The 20,943-nt window shown below is 54.1% G+C and carries 21 protein-coding genes and 1 other annotated feature; of the genes, 11 read left to right on the top strand and 10 right to left on the bottom strand.

All coding sequences use genetic code 11. The features are described 5' to 3' along the window. Positions 1-45 precede the first annotated feature (45 nt). Positions 46-1,218, bottom strand: coding sequence for a serine-type D-Ala-D-Ala carboxypeptidase DacD (dacD, locus tag ACJTMZ_RS04245; protein WP_060460480.1), 1,173 nt, complete (start codon positions 1,216-1,218; stop codon positions 46-48). Positions 1,219-1,409: 191 nt separating this feature from the next. On the opposite strand from dacD, the gene sbcB reads away from it, so the two are divergent. Beyond that, the gene (sbcB, locus tag ACJTMZ_RS04250; RefSeq protein ID WP_369700083.1) at positions 1,410-2,846 is read left to right on the top strand and encodes an exodeoxyribonuclease I; all 1,437 of its coding nucleotides are present in this window, start codon (positions 1,410-1,412) and stop codon (positions 2,844-2,846) included. Positions 2,847-2,967: 121 nt separating this feature from the next. On the opposite strand, the gene ACJTMZ_RS04255 is transcribed toward sbcB, so the two are convergent. The 4 genes from ACJTMZ_RS04255 to ACJTMZ_RS04270 all read right to left on the bottom strand — a co-directional run bounded on the left by ACJTMZ_RS04255 (position 2,968) and on the right by ACJTMZ_RS04270 (position 6,393). Then, positions 2,968-4,326, bottom strand: a complete 1,359-nt coding sequence (locus tag ACJTMZ_RS04255) for an APC family permease (RefSeq protein ID WP_006811203.1) — start codon at positions 4,324-4,326, stop codon at positions 2,968-2,970. Next, positions 4,316-4,378: a membrane protein YoeI gene (yoeI, locus tag ACJTMZ_RS04260; RefSeq protein WP_099458931.1), complete on the bottom strand. Its 63-nt coding sequence runs from the start codon at positions 4,376-4,378 to the stop codon at positions 4,316-4,318. The genes ACJTMZ_RS04255 and yoeI overlap by 11 nt, the downstream gene beginning before the upstream one ends. Before the next feature lie 219 nt (positions 4,379-4,597). Further along, on the bottom strand, positions 4,598-5,527 hold the full coding sequence (locus tag ACJTMZ_RS04265; protein WP_015572401.1) for a LysR substrate-binding domain-containing protein: 930 nt from the start codon (positions 5,525-5,527) through the stop codon (positions 4,598-4,600). Positions 5,528-5,568: 41 nt separating this feature from the next. Then, positions 5,569-6,393, bottom strand: coding sequence for an SDR family oxidoreductase (locus ACJTMZ_RS04270; protein WP_017383300.1), 825 nt, complete (start codon positions 6,391-6,393; stop codon positions 5,569-5,571). Between the two features lie 172 nt (positions 6,394-6,565). Between ACJTMZ_RS04270 and hisL the strand changes: the two genes are divergently transcribed. The 9 genes from hisL to hisIE all read left to right on the top strand — a co-directional run bounded on the left by hisL (position 6,566) and on the right by hisIE (position 13,782). Next, positions 6,566-6,616: a his operon leader peptide gene (gene hisL, locus ACJTMZ_RS04275; protein WP_099516347.1), complete on the top strand. Its 51-nt coding sequence runs from the start codon at positions 6,566-6,568 to the stop codon at positions 6,614-6,616. Then, positions 6,592-6,715: a sequence feature (His leader region), on the top strand. Its footprint overlaps the gene before it by 25 nt. 45 nt (positions 6,716-6,760) lie before the next feature. Continuing rightward, the gene (hisG, locus tag ACJTMZ_RS04280; protein WP_000886595.1) at positions 6,761-7,660 is read left to right on the top strand and encodes an ATP phosphoribosyltransferase; all 900 of its coding nucleotides are present in this window, start codon (positions 6,761-6,763) and stop codon (positions 7,658-7,660) included. A gap of 5 nt (positions 7,661-7,665) precedes the next feature. After that, the gene (hisD, locus tag ACJTMZ_RS04285; RefSeq protein WP_047056193.1) at positions 7,666-8,970 is read left to right on the top strand and encodes a histidinol dehydrogenase; all 1,305 of its coding nucleotides are present in this window, start codon (positions 7,666-7,668) and stop codon (positions 8,968-8,970) included. Continuing rightward, entirely contained in the window at positions 8,967-10,028 is a 1,062-nt protein-coding gene (gene hisC, locus ACJTMZ_RS04290; RefSeq protein ID WP_015572398.1) for a histidinol-phosphate transaminase, read from the top strand. Before hisD ends, hisC begins: the two co-directional genes overlap by 4 nt. Next, the gene (gene hisB / locus ACJTMZ_RS04295; protein ID WP_015572397.1) at positions 10,025-11,092 is read left to right on the top strand and encodes a bifunctional histidinol-phosphatase/imidazoleglycerol-phosphate dehydratase HisB; all 1,068 of its coding nucleotides are present in this window, start codon (positions 10,025-10,027) and stop codon (positions 11,090-11,092) included. Before hisC ends, hisB begins: the two co-directional genes overlap by 4 nt. Beyond that, positions 11,092-11,682, top strand: coding sequence for an imidazole glycerol phosphate synthase subunit HisH (hisH, locus tag ACJTMZ_RS04300; RefSeq protein WP_252010687.1), 591 nt, complete (start codon positions 11,092-11,094; stop codon positions 11,680-11,682). Before hisB ends, hisH begins: the two co-directional genes overlap by 1 nt. Further along, complete coding sequence (hisA, locus tag ACJTMZ_RS04305) at positions 11,682-12,419, top strand: 1-(5-phosphoribosyl)-5-[(5-phosphoribosylamino)methylideneamino]imidazole-4-carboxamide isomerase (RefSeq protein ID WP_015572395.1); 738 nt, start codon at positions 11,682-11,684, stop codon at positions 12,417-12,419. Before hisH ends, hisA begins: the two co-directional genes overlap by 1 nt. Next, positions 12,401-13,177 (top strand): imidazole glycerol phosphate synthase subunit HisF, encoded by a 777-nt coding sequence (gene hisF, locus ACJTMZ_RS04310; RefSeq protein WP_015572394.1) that lies wholly within the window; start codon positions 12,401-12,403, stop codon positions 13,175-13,177. Before hisA ends, hisF begins: the two co-directional genes overlap by 19 nt. Then, a complete protein-coding gene (gene hisIE, locus ACJTMZ_RS04315; protein ID WP_047056192.1) occupies positions 13,171-13,782 on the top strand; it encodes a bifunctional phosphoribosyl-AMP cyclohydrolase/phosphoribosyl-ATP diphosphatase HisIE in 612 nt (203 codons plus the stop codon). The genes hisF and hisIE overlap by 7 nt, the downstream gene beginning before the upstream one ends. 39 nt (positions 13,783-13,821) lie before the next feature. Here the strand turns inward: hisIE and wzzB are convergent, their stop codons facing one another. Then, complete coding sequence (gene wzzB / locus ACJTMZ_RS04320) at positions 13,822-14,802, bottom strand: LPS O-antigen chain length determinant protein WzzB (RefSeq protein WP_047055210.1); 981 nt, start codon at positions 14,800-14,802, stop codon at positions 13,822-13,824. A 192-nt stretch (positions 14,803-14,994) separates the two neighbouring features. Between wzzB and ACJTMZ_RS04325 the strand changes: the two genes are divergently transcribed. Next, positions 14,995-15,999, top strand: coding sequence for an NAD-dependent epimerase (locus tag ACJTMZ_RS04325; RefSeq protein WP_047055211.1), 1,005 nt, complete (start codon positions 14,995-14,997; stop codon positions 15,997-15,999). Between the two features lie 48 nt (positions 16,000-16,047). Here the strand turns inward: ACJTMZ_RS04325 and ugd are convergent, their stop codons facing one another. The 4 genes from ugd to gndA all read right to left on the bottom strand — a co-directional run bounded on the left by ugd (position 16,048) and on the right by gndA (position 20,917). Next, the gene (ugd, locus tag ACJTMZ_RS04330; RefSeq protein WP_017693100.1) at positions 16,048-17,214 is read right to left on the bottom strand and encodes a UDP-glucose 6-dehydrogenase; all 1,167 of its coding nucleotides are present in this window, start codon (positions 17,212-17,214) and stop codon (positions 16,048-16,050) included. A gap of 239 nt (positions 17,215-17,453) precedes the next feature. Further along, positions 17,454-18,335: a glucose-1-phosphate thymidylyltransferase RfbA gene (gene rfbA / locus ACJTMZ_RS04335; RefSeq protein WP_017693099.1), complete on the bottom strand. Its 882-nt coding sequence runs from the start codon at positions 18,333-18,335 to the stop codon at positions 17,454-17,456. Beyond that, entirely contained in the window at positions 18,336-19,421 is a 1,086-nt protein-coding gene (rfbB, locus tag ACJTMZ_RS04340) for a dTDP-glucose 4,6-dehydratase (RefSeq protein ID WP_408626872.1), read from the bottom strand. Positions 19,422-19,510: 89 nt separating this feature from the next. Next, the gene (gndA, locus tag ACJTMZ_RS04345) at positions 19,511-20,917 is read right to left on the bottom strand and encodes an NADP-dependent phosphogluconate dehydrogenase (protein WP_252010688.1); all 1,407 of its coding nucleotides are present in this window, start codon (positions 20,915-20,917) and stop codon (positions 19,511-19,513) included. Positions 20,918-20,943: the final 26 nt, after the last annotated feature.

A 20,943-nucleotide genomic window follows, 5' to 3' on the forward strand; every position in this document is an offset into this window, starting at 1 on the left:
TATTATGTGAGCAGACTCGCAACACTGCCAGTCTGCCCAAAAAGGTCAGAGTTTATGATGCAGATAATCGCCAATACGGGAGAAAAGGCCGCCCTTTTCAACGCTTTCCAGCGTAACCAATGGCCAGTGCGCTACCACCTTGTCACGATCGTACAGCTGGATCTCCCCTACCCGCTGATGCGCGGCGATCGGCGCTTCCAGCTCTTTTTTATCCATCACGTATTTCGCCTTGATGTTCGGCACTTCCGATTTGGGTAATGCCAGCCAGAAGTCCTGATCCGTGCCCAGCGCGATCTGCTCTTTATCGCCGTACCAGATGCGCTCGGTTCCCACTTTTTTACCGTTATGCAGGATCTGCACCGTATCAAAATTTTGCTGTCCCCAGTGCAGCAGCTTGCGCGCCTGATCTTCACGTCCTTTCGGGCTGTCTGCCCCCATCACCACAGCAATCAGTCGACGCTGACCGTCCACCGCGGAGGCAATCAGGTTAAAGCCCGCGCCCGAGGTGTGACCCGTTTTCAGGCCATCCACGTTCATGGTCTTATCCCACAGCAGGCCGTTGCGGTTCTGCTGGGTGATGCCGTTCCAGGTCAGGCTCTTTTCGCTGTACATGTGATAGAACTCAGGCTCGCCGTGAATGATGGCCCGGGAAAGCACGGCGAGATCGTAAGCGGAGCTGTGCTGACCCGGTGCATCCAGCCCGTGTACGGTTTCGAAGTGGGTATCGCGCAGGTTCAGCTTTTCAACGTAGTCATTCATCATCCTGACGAACTGCGGCTGACCGCCCGCCACGTGATCCGCCAGCGCCACGCAGGCGTCATTGCCGGAATCAACAATCAGGCCGCGGCTGAGATCGCGCACGGAAACCCGATCGCCCTCCTTCAGAAACATCAGCGACGAACCGTCAAAGACCGGATTGCCTTTTGCCCAGGCGTCACGTCCGACCGTCACAATGTCATCGGGGCTGATGCGGTGGCTATCAATGGCACGATCGACAACGTACCCCGTCATCAGTTTGGTCAGGCTCGCCGGATTACGCTGCTGATGTTCGTTGCCCGCCGTTAAGATTTGACCCGTGGTGTAATCCATCAATACCCAGGAGCCAGCCTGGATGGCAGGCGGCTGAGGTGAAAAATCCAGCGGCTCGGCAGCCAGCGCGGATGAAATACTCGAAGCGAGTAAAGAAACAGCAATAAACAGACGGCGTTTCAACGGTATATCCTCAGGTCAGTAAAAATCGATGACCTTTTTACGGGAGTTCTGATGTCGTTACCTGCCTTAATTGCAAAAAAATGTGACAGCACGCAGATTTTTTCGGAACAAATCTCGCAAATTTCTTGCCTGACGGTGCTTTTTATTCGGACTGCTCACCCCAATCGTTTACCATAGAGACGTCAATTTTTAACAGGATGAGATTACTGGTGTCTGACTCTGCCGCGCGCCCGACTTTTTTGTTCCACGATTACGAAACCTTTGGCACCCATCCGGCGCTGGACCGACCGGCGCAGTTTGCGGCTATCCGTACCGATGACGAATTTAACGTCATCGGCGAACCCGAGGTGTTTTACTGTAAGCCCGCCGATGACTATCTGCCGCAGCCGGGCGCGGTAATGGTGACGGGCATCACGCCTCAGGAAGCGCGGGATAAAGGCGTTAGCGAAGCAGAATTTGCTCGTCGCATCCACGACCTGTTCACGGTGCCCAATACCTGCGTGGTGGGTTACAACAATATCCGTTTTGACGATGAAGTGACGCGCAATATCTTCTACCGCAACTTCTACGATCCGTATGCCTGGAGCTGGCAGAACCGTAATTCACGCTGGGATTTGCTGGATATCATGCGCGCCTGCTATGCGCTGCGCCCGGAGGGGATTAACTGGCCGGAGAACGACGACGGCTTGCCGAGCTTCAGGCTCGAGCACCTGACGCGGGCCAACGGCATTGAGCACAGCAACGCCCACGACGCGATGGCAGACGTTTACGCGACCATCGCTATGGCGAAACTTGTAAAAACCGCGCAGCCGCGCCTGTTTGAGTATCTGTTGAGCCATCGCAGCAAGCAAAAGCTGATGACGCTAATTGACGTGCCGCAGATGAAACCGCTGGTGCATATTTCAGGGATGTTCGGTGCGTGGCGCGGGAATACAAGCTGGGTGGCGCCGCTTGCCTGGCATCCGGACAACCGTAACGCCGTCATCATGGTGGATCTCGCCGGAGATATCTCCCCGCTGCTTGAGCTCGACAGCGACACCTTACGTGAACGGCTCTATACCCCGAAAGAGGCGCTGGGTGACCTGCCAGCCGTACCGGTAAAACTGGTGCACATCAATAAGTGCCCGGTGCTGGCGCAGGCCAACACGCTGCGCCCGGAAGACGCCGACCGGCTGGGGATTAACCGTCAGCACTGCCTCGATAACCTGAAAGTGCTGCGCGACAACCCGCATGTGCGCGAGAAAGTCGTCGCCATTTTTGCCGAAGCAGAGCCGTTCGTGCCGTCTGAGAATGTGGATGCGCAGCTTTATAACGGCTTCTTCAGCGACGCCGATCGCGCGGCGATGAATATCGTGCTGCAAACCGACCCGCGTAACCTGCCCGCGCTGGATATCACCTTCGCAGATAAGCGCATTGAGAAGCTGATGTTTAATTATCGCGCGCGCAACTATCCCGGCACGCTGGATGAAGCAGAGCAGGAACGCTGGTTACAGCATCGGCGCAACGTGTTTACGCCGGAGTTTCTTAATAGCTACGCCCAGGAGCTGGAGATGCTTTACGGTCAGTATGAAGGGAATGCTGAGAAGCAGGCGCTGCTGAAAGCGCTGTTCCAGTATGCGCAAGAAATTGTCTGAGTAGCGGGTACAAAAAAGCCGGAGGCGATGTCTCCGGCTTTTTTTTGCCGGGTGGCGCTAACGCTTACCCGGCCTACGAAACTGTAGGTCGGGTTGAGCATAGCCGTCACCCGACACAGTCTTACGCGACGTCTTCGTACTGAGGAACCGGGTTGCGGAAGCTTCTGGTCACGCAAGCCAGGTAAATCAGACCGATTGCACCCCAGATCAGACCCAGAACCATTGAGCTCTCTTCCAGGTTGATCCACAGGGCGCCCACCGTCAGGGCACCACACACTGGCAGCACCAGATAGTTGATGTGGTCCTTCAGCGTCTTGTTGCGCTTCTCACGGATCCAGAACTGCGAAATCACGGAGAGGTTAACGAAGGTGAACGCCACCAGCGCACCAAAGTTAATCAGCGCCGTGGCCGTTACCAGGTCGAATTTAATCGCCAGCAGGGCAATAGCGCCCACCAGCAGCACGTTCCACGCCGGGGTACGCCATTTAGGATGCACGTAACCGAAGAAGCGGGTTGGGAACACACCGTCACGGCCCATCACGTACATCAGACGAGAAACGCCCGCGTGCGCAGCCATACCGGAAGCCAGTACGGTGACGCTGGAGAAGATCAGCACGCCCCACTGGAAGGTTTTACCCGCCACGTACAGCATAATTTCAGGCTGTGATGCATCCGGATCTTTAAAGCGAGAGATATCCGGGAAGTACAGCTGTAAGAAGTAAGACGCACCAATGAAGATCAGGCCGCCAATCAGCGCGGTCAGGAAAATCGCTTTCGGGATCACGCGCTCAGCGTCTTTGGTCTCTTCAGACAGAGAAGAGATACCGTCGAAGCCCAGGAACGAGAAGCACAGGATAGTCGCACCGGTGATCATTGGCACTACGTGAGCGCCTTCAGACCAGAACGGACGGGTGCTGGTCAGCGTACCTGCGCCTTCACCGTGGGAAACGCCGTAGATGATCAGCCCAACGATAACCGCAACAATCCCCATCTGAAGGATCACAATCAGGGTGTTGAAGTTAGCCACGGTCTTGATACTGCGCAGGTTAGAGATGGTCATAAAGGCCACCAGCGCCACAACGAAGATCCACGACGGCACGGAAGGCACCAGCGCTTCGAAGTAAATTTTTGCCAGCAGAATGTTGATCATCGGCATGAACAGGTAGTCCAGCAGTGATGACCAGCCCACCATAAAGCCAACCGCCGGGCTAATGGATTTCTGAGCATAGGTGTACGCAGAGCCTGCGGACGGGAAACGGCGAACCAGTTTACCGTAGCTCAGCGCTGTAAAGAGGATGGCGACCAGCGCAAAGGCGTACGCCGTTGCAACGTGACCGTCAGTAAGGCCTGATACGATACCGAATGTATCGAACAGCGTCATCGGTTGCATATAGGCAAGGCCCATCATAACAACCGGAATCAACGTAAGCGTTTTACGTAATTCCACGCGAGAGGTGTTTGGAGTTGCGTTATGCGACATAGTTATTCTCCTTTACGGTGATAACCGCCACGTAAGCGAAAAATTGCCCCATTTCTTTCTTCCTCAGCGACAACAACTGTCGGATTTTAGTAAATATCTATCCGGTACGAAGCCCGGCCTCTTGGTTTTTAGTTTCGTTTCGTACATGCAAAAAAAAATAACCGACGCCTTTTATATCGTCGATTATTCATTTGTTTGCAGCGGCGGCATTTTGCCCTATTCCAGATACAAAAGGCAATACATTGAGAAACCTGCCCATAAATTAATTTTACTAACTGATTGATTTCCCATCATCTGCCTGAGCGTAAACTGTGGCGATAGCACTATTTGCTAAAATTTCGTCTCGCCACCAGGCGCTGGCAAGCCCGGCGGTCTGTTCATTCCAGCCTACCCATACCGATTCGTTACTGCTTTGCGCTAAAACCTGTTTTTCCACCAGCGCTCCGCTGTCAATAAACCGCTGCGCTAAATAACGGGGAAGGTAACCGCACCCCAGGCCGCTTATTTGCAGCTCCAGCTTGGTTTTAAAATCAAAAACGGTGATGGCCTCCTGCTCATCCAGCAGCTGCGATGAAATGCCGCACTCGGGGCGAGAACTGTCTCCAACCACAATGGCACGATAGTTTTTAATGACGCGTCGGGTAACAGGCTCCGGTTCATTCGCCAGCGGGTGATGAGGCGCAACGGCAAAAACCTGCTCCAGAACGCCGAGCCGCGCAAAACCAAATTCGCTCAACTGGGGAGGCTCATGCAGCGCGCCAACGATGATATCCGCCCTGCCCTGCGTCAGGGCCTCCCAGGAACCGCCCAGCACGCCATTGATAAAAACCAGCCGGGTGACGCTATGGCGCTGATAGAACGCCTCAATAAGCGGAGTGAGCAGGGAGAAAGGGAATGTATCATCAACCCCAATTACCAGCTCATTTTCCCAGCCCTGGTGAAGTTTGACGGCCTGTTTTTCCAGCTCGCGAACCGTATGCAGCACGTCACGCCCTTTTTCCAGCAGCATCTGCCCTGTACGGGTGAAACGCGCGCGATGCCCGGTGCGGTCAAGGATTTGGATATTCAGATCGCTCTCGAGCTTTTGCACGGTGTAGCTCAGAGCCGAAGGGGTTTTATAGAGCTTCGCCGAGGCGGCGGCAAAGCTCCCCTCTTTTTCCAGCGCATCCAGAATAACAAGAACATCCAGCAGCGGTTTCATCTTCGCCCCCTTGCGGTGTGCGATTGTCTCCGCCGGCGCAATTATTCCATGGGCATAACCAGCGGATCGGGATACTGATATTCAAATCCCAGTTCATGGCAAATACGATTGCCATCAATAATTTTGCCTTTGCGTTCCCCCTGCGCCTCGCTGAATACCGGTGGCGCCAGACCCAGCTGGCGCGCCATCAGCGGATAAAAGGTACTGCGCGGCGGATGCGAAGGCGCACATATATTATAGATGTGCCCCCCTTTCGGAGCCTGCAAAAGCAGTTCTATTGCGCCGATAACATCCTCAAGATGCACAAGATTAACCCCGTGCTGGCCATCCGGCGCGGATTTACCGGCAAAGAAGCGCCCCGGATGACGCCCCGGCCCCACCAACCCGGCCAGACGTAAGATATCCACCTGCGTGCCAGGCAGATTGTGCAGCCAGTCTTCCAGCTCTTTCAGTACCCGGCCGCTGGCGGTCACCGGACGGCGCTCGGTGTTTTCTTTCGCCGTACCGTCGATATCGCCATAGACGGAGGTGGAGCTGGTGAAAATGATACGCGGAATATGGTGCGCCAGGGCGCTGTCGACGATCTCCTGCACCGCCTGCAAGTAAAAAGACTCACCCGGGCCGCTGCGCCGCGCCGGTAAGGTAATGACCAGCGCGTCCACATTCATCAGTTCATCCAGCTCGTCGGTATCGCAGATAAGCTCGGGTTCGAGACGCAGCTCGACACCATCAATGCCGCACATGCGTGCCGCTTCAACCCCATCTCGGGTGGTCTTACTCCCTGTCACCTGCCAGCCTTTCGCGGCTAATGACATCGCCAGTGGCATTCCTAACCATCCTAACCCGACAATCGCGACCTTTTTCATTACATTCTCCGCTTAACGATGCCTGTTATAAGGCTACGCCAGCCTGGTGGAACGCACAATTCATACCATCAATATGAAATGAATTAATGATCAAAAAAAGCCCTTGCTTTATGGCGTACAACTGGTTTAGGTTAAAAGACATCAAATGCATAAGCATTCAACGAGAATTTATATGACACGCGTTCCTTTTAAAAACCACCATCATCACCATCATCCTGACTAGTCTTTCAGGCGATGTGTGCTGGAAGACGTTTGGATCTTCCAGTGGTGCATGAACGCATGAAAAAGCCCCCGGAAGATCTTCTTCCGGGGGCTTTTTTTTGGACCGCATTCAGACAGGTTAAAACAGGTTAACGAGGAACACAGAATGTTAGATAACTCACGTTTACGCATAGCTATTCAAAAATCAGGCCGTTTAAGCGACGATTCACGCGAACTGCTGGCCCGCTGCGGGATTAAAATCAACCTGCACACCCAGCGCCTGATCGCCCTGGCTGAAAATATGCCGATCGACATTCTGCGCGTACGTGATGACGATATCCCGGGCCTGGTGATGGATGGCGTCGTTGATCTCGGCATCATCGGCGAAAACGTACTGGAAGAAGAATTATTAACCCGCCGCGCGCAGGGCGAAGATCCGCGCTACTTTACCCTGCGTCGTCTGGACTTTGGCGGCTGCCGCCTGTCGCTGGCTACGCCGGTCGATGAAGCCTGGGACGGCCCGGCCGCGCTGAACGGCAAACGTATCGCCACCTCTTACCCTCACCTGCTGAAGCGTTACCTCGATCAAAAAGGCGTGCAGTTTAAATCCTGTCTGCTGAACGGCTCCGTTGAAGTGGCGCCACGTGCGGGCCTGGCCGATGCCATCTGTGACCTCGTCTCCACCGGCGCCACGCTCGAAGCGAACGGCCTGCGCGAAGTGGAGGTGATCTACCGCTCCAAAGCGTGCCTTATCCAGCGCGACGGCGAGATGGCCGACGCCAAACAGCAGCTCATCGACAAGCTGCTGACCCGCATTCAGGGCGTGATTCAGGCGCGTGAATCCAAATACATCATGATGCATGCGCCGACCGAGCGCCTGGACGAAGTGATTGCCCTGCTGCCGGGCGCTGAGCGTCCAACCATTCTGCCGCTGGCGGGCGACCAGCAGCGCGTGGCGATGCACATGGTGAGCAGCGAAACCCTGTTCTGGGAAACCATGGAAAAACTGAAGGCGCTGGGCGCAAGCTCCATTCTGGTGCTGCCAATTGAGAAGATGATGGAGTAACGACCATGAGCTTTAACACAATCATCGACTGGAATACCTGTGGCGACGCGCAACAGCGCGAGCTGCTGATGCGCCCGGCAATTTCCGCCTCGGAGAGCATCACCCGCACCGTGGCGGAGATCCTTGATAACGTCAAAGCCCGCGGGGACGACGCGCTGCGCGAGTATAGCGCGAAGTTTGATAAAACTGAGGTCGACGCGTTACAGGTTACCGAGCAGGAAATCATTGATGCCAGCAATCGTCTGGGTGATGACATCAAACAGGCGATGGCCGTCGCGGTGAAAAATATTGATACCTTCCACACCGCGCAGAAATTGCAGGCGGTGGATGTGGAAACCCTGCCCGGCGTACGCTGCCAGCAGGTGACACGCCCGGTGGCGTCCGTCGGCCTCTATATTCCCGGCGGCTCTGCCCCGCTGTTTTCGACCGTCCTGATGCTGGCCACCCCGGCACGTATTGCCGGTTGTCAGAAGGTGGTGCTCTGCTCTCCGCCACCGATCGCCGATGAGATCCTGTACGCGGCGAAGCTGTGCGGCGTGCAGGCGATCTATAAAGTGGGCGGTGCGCAGGCGATTTCTGCCCTGGCGTTCGGAACAGTATCCATTCCTAAGGTCGACAAAATCTTTGGCCCGGGCAATGCCTACGTGACCGAGGCGAAGCGCCAGGTCAGCCAGCGTCTGGACGGCGCGGCGATTGATATGCCTGCCGGTCCGTCTGAAGTGCTGGTGATTGCCGACAGCGGCGCTACACCGGATTTCGTGGCCTCTGACCTGCTCTCGCAGGCCGAGCACGGCCCTGACTCGCAGGTGATTTTACTGACGCCAGATGCCGACATGGCAAAACGCGTGGGCGACGCCGTTGAGCGTCAGCTGGCTGACCTGCCGCGTGCGGAAACGGCGCGTCAGGCGCTATCCGCCAGCCGCCTGATTGTGGCCCGCGATCTTGACCAGTGCATCGCCATCTCCAACCAGTACGGTCCTGAGCACCTGATTATTCAGACCCGCAACGCGCGCGATCTGGTCGACAGCATAACCAGCGCAGGCTCAGTGTTCCTCGGGGACTGGTCACCCGAATCCGCCGGGGATTACGCCTCCGGCACCAACCACGTGCTGCCGACGTATGGCTATACCTCAACCTGCTCCAGCCTGGGGCTGGCGGATTTCCAGAAGCGCATGACCGTGCAGGAACTCTCCCGCGAGGGATTTGCCTCGCTGGCGTCGACCATTGAAACCCTGGCCGCCGCCGAGCGCCTGACTGCCCACAAAAATGCCGTGACGCTGCGCGTTGCCGCCCTGAAGGAGCAAGCATGAACATCGAAGAATTAGCCCGCGAAAATGTCCGTCGCCTGACGCCCTATCAGTCTGCGCGTCGTCTGGGCGGCAACGGCGACGTCTGGCTGAATGCCAATGAATATCCCACGGCGGTGGCCTTTGAGCTCTCGCAGCAGACGCTGAACCGCTACCCGGAGTGTCAGCCGAAAGCGGTGATCGAGAACTATGCGCAGTATGCAGGCGTGAAGCCTGAGCAGGTGCTGGTCAGCCGTGGGGCTGATGAAGGGATTGAGCTGCTGATCCGCGCCTTCTGTGAGCCGGGTAAAGACGCGGTAATGTACTGCCAGCCTACCTACGGGATGTACAGCGTCAGCGCCGAAACCTTTGGCGTGTCCTGCCGCAACGTGCAGGCGCTCGACAACTGGCAGCTGGATTTGCAGGGCATCGCCGATAACCTCGACGGCGTGAAGGTGGTGTTTGTCTGTAGCCCGAACAACCCCACCGGGCAGATTATTCATCCGCAGGATATCCGCACCCTGCTGGAGATGACGCGCGGCAAGGCGCTGGTCGTGGCCGACGAAGCCTATATTGAGTTCTGCCCGCAGGCGACGCTGACAGGCTGGCTTGAGGAGTATCCGCATCTCGTTGTGCTGCGTACCCTTTCCAAAGCCTTCGCCCTCGCCGGCCTTCGCTGTGGATTTACGCTGGCGAATAAAGCGGTTATCGACCTGCTGCTGAAAGTGATCGCCCCGTATCCGCTCTCAACGCCGGTTGCCGATATTGCGGCACAGGCGCTGGCCCCGCAGGGCATCAGCGCGATGCGCGAGCGTGTGGCGCAGATCCTGGAAGAGCGTCAGTATCTTGTCGATGCCCTTAAAACGATTCCGTGCGTGGAGCAGGTGTTCGACTCGGAAACCAACTACATCCTGGTGCGCTTCACCGCCTCAAGCGCGATATTTAAATCGTTGTGGGATCAGGGCATTATCTTACGAGACCAGAATAAACAACCTACCCTGAGCGGCTGCCTGCGTATTACCGTCGGCACCCGTGCAGAGAGCCAGCGCGTGATTGACGCCCTGAAAGCGGAGAAAGTATGAGTCAGAAGTATCTCTTTATCGATCGTGACGGCACCATCATCTCGGAGCCACCCAGCGATTTTCAGGTCGATCGTTTCGACAAGCTGGCCTTTGAACCCGATGTGATCCCGGTGCTGCTGAAGCTTCAGAAAGCAGGCTATAAGCTGGTGATGATCACCAACCAGGACGGTCTGGGCACCGACAGCTTCCCGCAGGTAGACTTTGACGGCCCGCACAACCTGATGATGCAGGTGCTGACCTCGCAGGGCATCGCCTTCGACGAAGTGCTGATCTGCCCGCATATGCCTGCCGACGAGTGCGACTGCCGCAAGCCAAAAGTGAAGCTTGTTGAACGTTATCTGGCGGAAGAGGCGCTGGATAAAGGCAACAGCTATGTGATCGGCGATCGCGTCACGGATATCACGCTGGCGGACAACATGGGCATTGCGGGCCTGCGCTATAACCGCGACACGCTAAACTGGGCGATGATTGGCGAGCAGCTCACCCGACGCGACCGCTATTCCCACGTTGAACGCAACACCAAAGAGACGCAGATCGACGTGAAGGTCTGGCTCGACCGCGAAGGCGGCAGCAAGATCCACACCGGCGTCGGTTTCTTTGACCACATGCTGGATCAAATCGCCACTCACGGCGGCTTCCGTATGGAGATCACCGTTAAGGGCGACCTGTATATCGACGATCACCACACCGTGGAAGATACCGGCCTGGCGCTGGGCGAAGCCCTGAAGCTGGCGCTCGGCGACAAGCGCGGTATCAACCGCTTCGGCTTTGTTCTGCCGATGGACGAGTGCCTGGCGCGCTGCGCGATGGATATCTCCGGGCGTCCGCACCTGGAATACAAAGCCGACTTTACCTACCAGCGCGTGGGCGATCTCAGCACCGAGATGGTGGAACACTTCTTCCGCTCGCTTTCTTACACCATGGGCCTGACGCTGCACCTGAAAACCAAAGGCAAAAACGATCACCACCGCGTCGAGAGCCTGTTCAAAGCCTTTGGCCGTACCCTGCGCCAGGCGATCCGCGTGGAAGGTGACGCCCTGCCCTCGTCGAAAGGAGTGCTGTAATGAACGTGGTGATTCTGGACACCGGATGCGCCAACCTGAACTCCGTACTGTCGGCGATTATGCGCCACGGCTACGAGCCGGTGGTGAGCCGCGACCCGGACGTGGTGCTGCGTGCGGATAAACTCTTTCTGCCGGGCGTTGGCACCGCCCAGGCGGCGATGGATCAGATCCATGAGCGCGAGCTGGTGGATCTCATCAAAGCCTGTACTCAACCGGTGCTGGGCATTTGCCTCGGCATGCAGCTGCTTGGCCGCCGCAGCGAAGAGAGCAACGGCGTTGATCTGCTGGGCATTATTGAAGAAGACGTGCCGAAAATGACCGACCACGGCCTGCCGCTGCCGCACATGGGCTGGAACCGCGTTTATCCGAAGGCGGGCAACAGGCTGTTCCAGGGTATTGAAGACGGCGCGTACTTCTATTTTGTTCACAGCTACGCCATGCCCGTGAATGCCTACACCATCGCCCAGTGCAATTACGGCGAGGCGTTCACCGCCGCCGTGCAGAAAGATAACTTTTACGGCGTGCAGTTTCACCCGGAACGCTCCGGCGCCGCCGGTGCGCAACTGCTGAAAAATTTCCTGGAGATGTGATGATAATTCCCGCTTTAGATTTAATTGACGGCACGGTTGTTCGTCTCCACCAGGGCGATTACGGACAGCAGCGCGACTACGGCAACGACCCGCTGCCGCGGTTACAGGCTTACGCCGCCGAGGGCGCTGAGGTGTTGCACCTGGTCGATCTGACCGGCGCGAAAGATCCGGCCAAACGCCAGATCCCGCTGCTTAAAACACTGGTGGCTGGCGTGGACGTCCCGGTGCAGGTGGGCGGCGGCGTGCGTACGGAAGCCGATGTTGCCGCCTTACTGGACGCGGGCGTGGCGCGCGTGGTAGTCGGTTCGACCGCTGTGAAAGATCCTGAAAGTGTCAAGGGCTGGTTCCGCCGCTTCGGTGCGGATGCGCTGGTGCTGGCGCTGGATGTGCGCATTGACGCGCAGGGTAACAAGCAGGTCGCGGTCAGCGGCTGGCAGGAAAACTCCGGCGTAACGCTGGAAGAGCTGGTCGGGATGTATCTCCCCGTAGGGCTGAAGCACGTCCTGTGCACGGATATTTCACGCGATGGTACGCTCGCAGGCTCTAACGTCTCACTGTATGAAGAGGTTTGCGCCCGTTATCCGCAGGTGGCGTTTCAGTCCTCTGGCGGTATCGGCGACCTGGCGGATATCGCCGCTCTGCGCGGAACCGGTGTACGTGGCGTGATCGTGGGTCGCGCGCTGCTGGAAGGCAAATTTACGGTGAAGGAGGCGATTCAATGCTGGCAAAACGGATAATTCCCTGCCTGGACGTGCGTGATGGTCAGGTTGTAAAAGGCGTGCAGTTCCGCAACCACGAGATCATTGGCGACATCGTTCCACTGGCAAAACGCTATGCCGAAGAAGGCGCAGACGAACTGGTATTTTACGATATCACAGCCTCCAGCGATGGCCGCGTGGTGGATAAAAGCTGGGTGGCGCGCGTGGCAGAGGTGATTGATATTCCCTTCTGCGTGGCGGGCGGGATTAAATCTGCTGACGATGCGGCGAAAATTCTCTCTTTCGGTGCGGACAAAATTTCGATTAACTCCCCTGCGCTTGCAGATCCGGAGCTGATTACGCGTCTGGCGGACCGCTTTGGCGTGCAGTGCATTGTCGTGGGGATCGACACCTGGTTTGATACCGCGACGGGCAAATATCACGTTAACCAGTACACCGGCGATGAAAGCCGCACGCGCGTCACCCAATGGGAGACGCTGGACTGGGTGCAGGAAGTACAAAAACGCGGCGCGGGTGAGATCGTGCTGAACATGATGAACCAGGACGGCGTACGCAACGGTTACGACCTCGAGCAGCTGAAAAAAGTGCGCGCGGTCTGCCAGGTTCCGCTGATTGCCTCCGGCGGCGCAGGCACCATGGAACACTTCCTTGACGCCTTCCGCGATGCGAACGTGGACGGCGCGCTGGCGGCCTCCGTGTTCCACAAACAGATTATCAATATTGGTGAGTTAAAAACGTACCTGGCCGACCAGGGCGTGGAGATCAGGGTATGTTAACAGAGCAACAACAGGCGCAGCTGGACTGGGAAAAAACTGACGGATTACTGCCGGCGGTTGTACAGCATGCCGTTTCAGGCGAAGTGCTGATGCTGGGATACATGAATCAGGAGGCACTGGCAAAAACGCTCGACAGCGGCAAGGTGACGTTTTTCTCGCGCACCAAACAGCGCCTGTGGACGAAAGGGGAAACCTCGGGTCACTTCCTGAATGTGGTCGGCATTACGCCAGACTGCGACAACGACACCCTGCTGGTGCTGGTCAACCCGATTGGGCCGACCTGCCACAAAGGCACCAGCAGCTGCTTTGGCGAGGCGAGCCACCAGTGGCTGTTCCTCTATCAGCTGGAACAATTGCTGGCAGAGCGTAAATCAGCGGATCCTGAGAGCTCGTACACGGCGAAGCTGTACGCCAGCGGCACCAAACGGATTGCGCAGAAAGTGGGTGAAGAAGGTGTTGAAACGGCGCTGGCGGCCACCGTGCATGACCGTGAGGAGCTGACGAACGAAGCGTCGGATTTGATGTATCACCTGCTGGTGCTGCTTCAGGATCAGGAGCTGGATTTAACGGCGGTGATTGAGAATTTGCGGAAACGACATAAATAAAAAAAGACCGGGGAGACCCGGTCTTTTTTTGTGTGTAAATCAGGCTCTTGGCTTGTAGTTTCTCAGCGCGTTACGGCCGAGGACGACACCAGAACCGATAATTCCGCCGAGCAGTACGGCAAGGATGAGGGTAATAGCAATTTTCGGGCTGTCGCGTCGGATAGGCAGGTTCGGCTTCATGACGTAACGATAGACGTGAATAGTGTCTGGGTTAACGTTGAGGTTCTGAATATCCAGTAAATTTTGTTTGGTTTGGTAGTAAGCGCCTGAGAAGACCAGCGGGCGAGACGCTTCGTTATCAACCATTGACTTGAGCGCTACGGTACCCAACAGGAACATGGTTTCCTGAGTAACATCCTGAGTCTGTTGAAGCTGCGGAGTGGTGATCTTAGCGGCTTCTGCGTTCTTCAGCGCCTCAGTAATCTGCTTGATGCGTAGATCTTTCTGCTCCTGAGCAACTTTCTCCTGATTCTGGAGGGAGTCGTTCAGGGTTGTGATCTGCTGCTTGAGGTTATCTCTGAGATCAAGCGTCAGTTCTTTTGCCGTCTGCTCGTCAACCTGCTGAATGTACTGAGCTAATTGCTTTTGAGCTGCTTCAGCGGATTCGCCCTGATAGCTTACGGTTAAAGGCAAACTTTGTCCTTTAACGGTAGGCTCAATAGTCAGTTTTTCCGGATCTTCCTGATTCTCCAGCGCCTGAGCTAATGCCGAGAAGGAGGAATTGAAACGTCCAATAGCACGATTCTGAATGTCTAACATGGAGGGAGCTGCCCCGCCATAGAGGATATTCAATGCATTGGAATAGGTGGCGATTTGTGCCGCATCAGGCTGGGCTATGATGGCTGATGACGTCCATTTCTCTTTGGCTACAGTGATGTAAACGCCAGCAAGAACGATAAAAGCAGCAATAAAAGCCCCTATTACCCACTTACCACGCCACAGCTGTAGCATTACATCAAGTAAATCAATTTGCTCCGGGTCATTGTTGCGTGTGACCAGGTTATTGTTGTTTTGCGTCATACAATCCCTAACAGATGAAAAAGGGCAAAAATAATCTTGTTTCCTTAGTGTATCTGTTGCTGGCGATTTTTCTATAAGAATCCGATGAGTTATATCGGAAAGATGGGTTATGTAAGTGAAGTGCGACGCGCTATCATAGACGGATTCTGATGTCCTGGGACATCAACAAGAAGACTGTGAATGAGGGAAGCTATGAAATTTCTGGTAACTGGCGCGGCGGGCTTTATCGGTTCTCATGTCAGCAAGCGCCTGCTTGATGCAGGGCATGAAGTTGTTGGGATGGATAATCTGAATGATTACTATGACCCCAACCTCAAGCTCGCTCGCCTCGAACTGCTCAAATCCGGGAGTTTCACCTTCCACAAGCTGGACTTAGCGGACCGCGAGGGCATGGCTGCGCTCTTCGCCAATGAGAAATTTGACCGCGTAATCCATCTTGCCGCACAGGCGGGCGTGCGTTACTCGCTGGAAAACCCGCATGCCTACGCTGATGCGAACCTGTTAGGTCACCTGAACGTGCTGGAAGGCTGTCGCCACAATAAGGTTCAGCATCTTCTGTATGCGTCATCCAGCTCTGTGTACGGCCTCAACCGTAAGATGCCGTTTTCTACTGACGACTCCGTAGATCATCCGGTATCGCTGTATGCCGCAACCAAAAAAGCCAATGAGTTGATGTCGCATACCTATTCGCATCTGTACAATCTGCCGACCACTGGCCTGCGCTTCTTTACCGTCTATGGCCCGTGGGGCCGACCGGACATGGCGCTGTTCAAATTCACCAAAGCCATGATTGAAGGCAACAGCATCGACGTATACAACTACGGCAAGATGAAGCGCGACTTCACCTATATCGATGATATTGCGGAGGCGATTATTCGCCTACAGGACGTCATTCCTCAGGCCGATGCCGACTGGACAGTCGAAACCGGTTCGCCAGCAACCAGCTCTGCCCCGTATCGCGTGTATAACATCGGCAACAGTTCACCTGTCGAACTGATGGATTACATCACCGCGCTTGAAGAGGCGCTGGGCAAAGAAGCGGTGAAAAATATGATGCCAATCCAGCCGGGTGACGTGCTGGAGACCAGTGCGGACACCAAAGCGCTGTATGACGTTATTGGGTTTAAACCACAAACCTCAGTCAAAGAAGGCGTGAAAAACTTCGTCGACTGGTACCGCAACTTCTATAACGTTTAAAAACAAAAAACCCGGCAGATTGCCGGGTTTTTTATATCACGATTTTAATCAGTCGCTGCCGAACAAATCGCGGGTATAGACTTTATCTTTCACGTCCGCCAGCTCTTCCGCCATACGGTTGGAGATAATTACGTCCGCTTCTTTTTTGAATGCATCCAGATCGCGAATGACGCGAGAGTGGAAGAACTCATCTTCCTGCATCGCCGGTTCATAAATAATGACCTGTACGCCCTTCGCCTTAATACGCTTCATGATCCCCTGAATGGAAGAAGCGCGGAAGTTATCGGAACCGCTCTTCATGATCAGGCGATACACGCCCACCACTTTCGGCTGACGCGCCAGAATGGAATCCGAGATGAAGTCTTTACGCGTGCGGTTGGCATCCACAATGGCGGAAATCAGGTTGTTCGGCACCGCCTGATAGTTAGCCAGCAGCTGCTTGGTATCTTTTGGCAGACAGTAACCACCGTAACCGAAGGACGGGTTGTTGTAATGGTTACCGATACGCGGGTCAAGACACACGCCCTCGATGATCTGACGGGTGTTCAGACCTAAGCTCTCGGCATAGCTGTCAAGTTCGTTGAAGTAAGCCACACGCATCGCCAGATAGGTATTGGCGAAAAGCTTAATGGCCTCTGCCTCGGTGGAATCGGTGAACAGGACCGGAATATCTTTTTTGATTGCGCCTTCCTGAAGCAACGCAGCAAAACGCTCCGCACGCTCGGAACGCTCGCCAATCACGATACGGGATGGGTGCAGGTTATCGTATAACGCCCTGCCCTCACGGAGAAATTCCGGCGAGAAGAAGACATTATCAATACCCAACTCTTCTTTAATCGATTTGGTGAAACCCACTGGAATTGTCGACTTGATGATCATCACTGCGTTCGGGTTGATTGCCGTAACGTCTTTAATCACCGCTTCAACGGTAGAGGTATTGAAGTAGTTGGTTTTAGGATCATAGTCGGTTGGCGTGGCGATGATGACGAAATCCGCATCGCGGTAAGCGTCTTCTTTGTCCGTGGTAGCGCGGAAGTTCAGCGGTTTGGTCGCGAGGTATTCTTCAATCTCTTTATCGACGATCGGGGACTTCTTCTGGTTAAGCAGGTCCACTTTTGCCTGCACGATATCCAGCGCAACCACTTCATGGTTTTGTGCAATCAGAATACCGTTTGAGAGACCAACATAGCCTGTTCCGGAGATAGTTATTTTCATTTGTTTGACTTCTACACGTTTGAGTTTTTGATGACCATAACACAGTCACCACAATGATTAACTAAGCGTTTTTTATCGCTAACCTTCATTCGCTGTCAAGGTTTCAGGTTTTTTGAAAAATGTTTTTGCTCAACAAAAAGACCTGTCGTTACACTAAGCAAAGTACCTGTTTTACAGCGACAATAAGATGTTAAAGGGCAGTCGAGAGTAAGCAGAGGAAAACTGCTTACTTCGTCAAATCAGACTAATCCCTTGGTCAGATTCAGCAGATACTGACCATACCCGGTCTTTTTCAATGGTTCAGCGAGTACCCGAAGTTGTTCGGCATCAATAAAACCTCGTCGGAACGCAATCTCTTCAGGACATGAAACTTTTAGCCCCTGTCGCTCTTCAATTGTGGCGATAAAATTGCTTGCCTCGATCATACTCTGATGCGTTCCGGTATCCAGCCAGGCATAACCGCGTCTCATCATCGCGACAGACAATCGTCCCTGCTGCATATAGATGCGGTTGATGTCGGTAATTTCGAGTTCACCTCGCTCGGACGGAGTTAAACTTTTGGCCATCTCAATCACATCGTTGTCGTAAAAATAAAGACCGGTTATTGCGTAATTACTCTTGGGTTGCTGAGGCTTCTCCTCAAGGCCAATTGCAGTACCGTCTTTATCAAACTCAACGACGCCATAGCGTTCCGGGTCGCTGACATGATAGGCGAATACGGTCGCACCCTCTTGCTGGCTTGCTGCGCCTTCAAGCAGTCTGGGAAGATCGTGTCCGTAGAAAATATTATCGCCTAATACCAGCGCACAATTATCCTCACCGATAAACTCTTCACCCAGAATAAAAGCTTGTGCCAGTCCATCAGGACTTGGTTGCACTTTATACTGGATATGCAATCCCCACTGACTACCGTTCCCGAGCAGTTGTTCAAAACGCGGAGTGTCCTGAGGCGTGCTGATAATCAGAATATCCCGTATACCTGCCAGCATAAGCGTAGAGAGCGGATAATAGATCATTGGCTTATCGTAAATTGGCAACAATTGCTTACTTACGGCCATAGTCACGGGATAAAGACGTGTACCCGATCCGCCAGCTAATATAATCCCTTTACGTTTCGTCATTTACTCACGCTCCCCATAATTTTGCTCAATCCAGCTCTTATAGGCGCCGCTTTTTACATTCGATACCCACTCCTGGTTATTCAAATACCATTCAACCGTTTTACGGATGCCACTTTCAAAGGTTTCCACAGGAGTCCATCCAAGCTCGTCGCTAATTTTATGAGCATCAATTGCATAACGTCTGTCGTGACCTGGTCGGTCCGCGACATAAGTAATTTGTGCGCGATAGGATGTTTCTTTCGGTACCATGTCATCGAGCAGATCACAAATGGTCTGAACAACTTCAATATTTTTCTTCTCGTTATGACCGCCAATATTATAGGTTTCTCCCGGCTTACCCGTGGTCAGAACCGTATACAGTGCACGAGCATGGTCTTCAACGTATAACCAGTCACGGATTTGATCGCCCTTACCGTAAATCGGCAATGGTTTATTATCCAGCGCATTAAGGATAACAAGAGGAATCAGCTTTTCAGGAAAGTGGTATGGGCCATAATTATTCGAACAATTTGTCACAATCCCGGGTAAACCATAGGTGCGTATCCAGGCTCGAACTAAATGGTCGCTGGACGCTTTTGACGCTGAGTAAGGGCTGCTTGGCTGGTACGCTGTTTTCTCGGTAAACAGCGGTAACAGGGTGGAGTCAGAATGTTCATCGGGATGAGGCAGATCGCCGTAAACCTCATCAGTTGAAATGTGATGGAAACGGAAGGCGGATTTTGCTGCCTCGTCCAGTGAAGACCAGTAAGCACGACTTGTCTCTAACAGGATATAGGTGCCAACAATATTGGTTTCAATAAACGCAGCGGGACCGGTAATAGAACGGTCGACATGGCTCTCGGCAGCCAGGTGCATTATCGCATCAGGCTGATGGGTAGCAAAAATACGCGCCATTGCCTCTTTATCACATATATCGGCATGCTCAAAAACATAGCGTTCGCTATCGCTTACTTCACGCAAGGATTCCAGATTACCGGCATAGGTCAATTTATCAACGTTAACAACGCTATCCCGAGTATTGCTAATAATATGTCGGATAACCGAGGAACCGATAAAACCGGCACCGCCAGTAACTAGAATTTTCACGCAATCTATTCCATTAAACAGTAGGTGGATCGGGCAAGATAAAAAAGCCCGGTATCGCTACCGGGCTTGATGGCATGGCTAACCGTATATTAATCCAGCCATTCGGTGTGGAACACACCTTCTTTATCCGTACGTTTATAGGTATGCGCACCGAAGTAGTCACGCTGTGCCTGAATCAGGTTCGCTGGCAGAACGGCAGCACGATAGCTGTCGTAATATGCCACCGCAGCGGAGAAGGTCGGAACCGGGATACCATTCTGCACCGCGTACGCAACAACATCACGCAGCGCCTGCTGATATTCGTCAGCAATTTGTTTGAAGTAAGGTGCCAGCAGAAGGTTTGCGATACCCGCGTTTTCAGCATAGGCATCGGTGATTTTTTGCAGGAACTGAGCGCGAATGATACAGCCGGCACGGAAGATCTTCGCAATTTCACCGTAGTTCAGATCCCAGTTGTTCTCGTCAGATGCCGCGCGCAGCTGAGAGAAGCCCTGCGCGTAAGAGACGATTTTACCCAGATACAGCGCGCGACGGACTTTCTCAACGAACTCAGCTTTGTCGCCGGCTGGTTTAGCCTGTGGACCAGACAGCACCTTAGATGCCGCGACGCGTTGCTCTTTCAGAGAAGAGATATAACGTGCAAATACGGATTCGGTGATCAGGGATAATGGCTCACCCAGATCCAGAGAGCTCTGGCTGGTCCATTTACCGGTACCTTTATTCGCAGCTTCATCCAGAATCACATCAACCAGGTATTTACCCTCTTCATCTTTCTTGGTGAAGATATCTTTGGTGATGTCGATCAGGTAGCTGTTCAGCTCGCCTTTGTTCCACTCGGTGAAGGTCTCTGCGAGCTCCTCGTTGGAGAGGTTCAGGCCACCCTTCAGCAGAGAGTAGGCTTCAGCAATCAGCTGCATATCGCCATATTCAATGCCGTTGTGAACCATTTTCACGTAATGACCAGCGCCATCAGGACCGATATAGGTCACGCACGGCTCGCCGTCTTCAGCTACGGCTGCGATTTTAGTCAGGATTGGCGCAACCAGTTCGTACGCTTCTTTCTGACCGCCAGGCATGATGGATGGACCTTTCAGAGCGCCCTCTTCACCGCCGGATACGCCGGTACCGATGAAATTGAAGCCTTCAGCAGACAGTTCACGGTTACGACGAATGGTGTCCTGGAAGAAGGTGTTGCCGCCATCGATAATGATGTCGCCTTCATCCAGATACGGTTTCAGTGAATCGATAGCTGCATCGGTACCTGCGCCCGCTTTCACCATTAACAGGATACGACGAGGTGTTTCCAGAGACTCAACGAACTCTTTAACCGTATAGAAAGGAACCAGTTTTTTGCCTGGATTCTCAGCGATGACTTCTTCGGTCTTATCACGGGAGCGGTTGAAAACGGAGACGGTATAACCACGGCTTTCGATGTTGAGCGCCAGGTTGCGCCCCATCACTGCCATACCGACAACGCCGATCTGTTGCTTGGACATTACATACTCCTGTCAGGTGTGGTCGC

The sequence above is a fragment of the Enterobacter sp. DN genome, from assembly GCF_046054285.1.
In the GTDB taxonomy this organism is placed as follows: Bacteria; Pseudomonadota; Gammaproteobacteria; order Enterobacterales; family Enterobacteriaceae; genus Enterobacter; species Enterobacter hormaechei_C.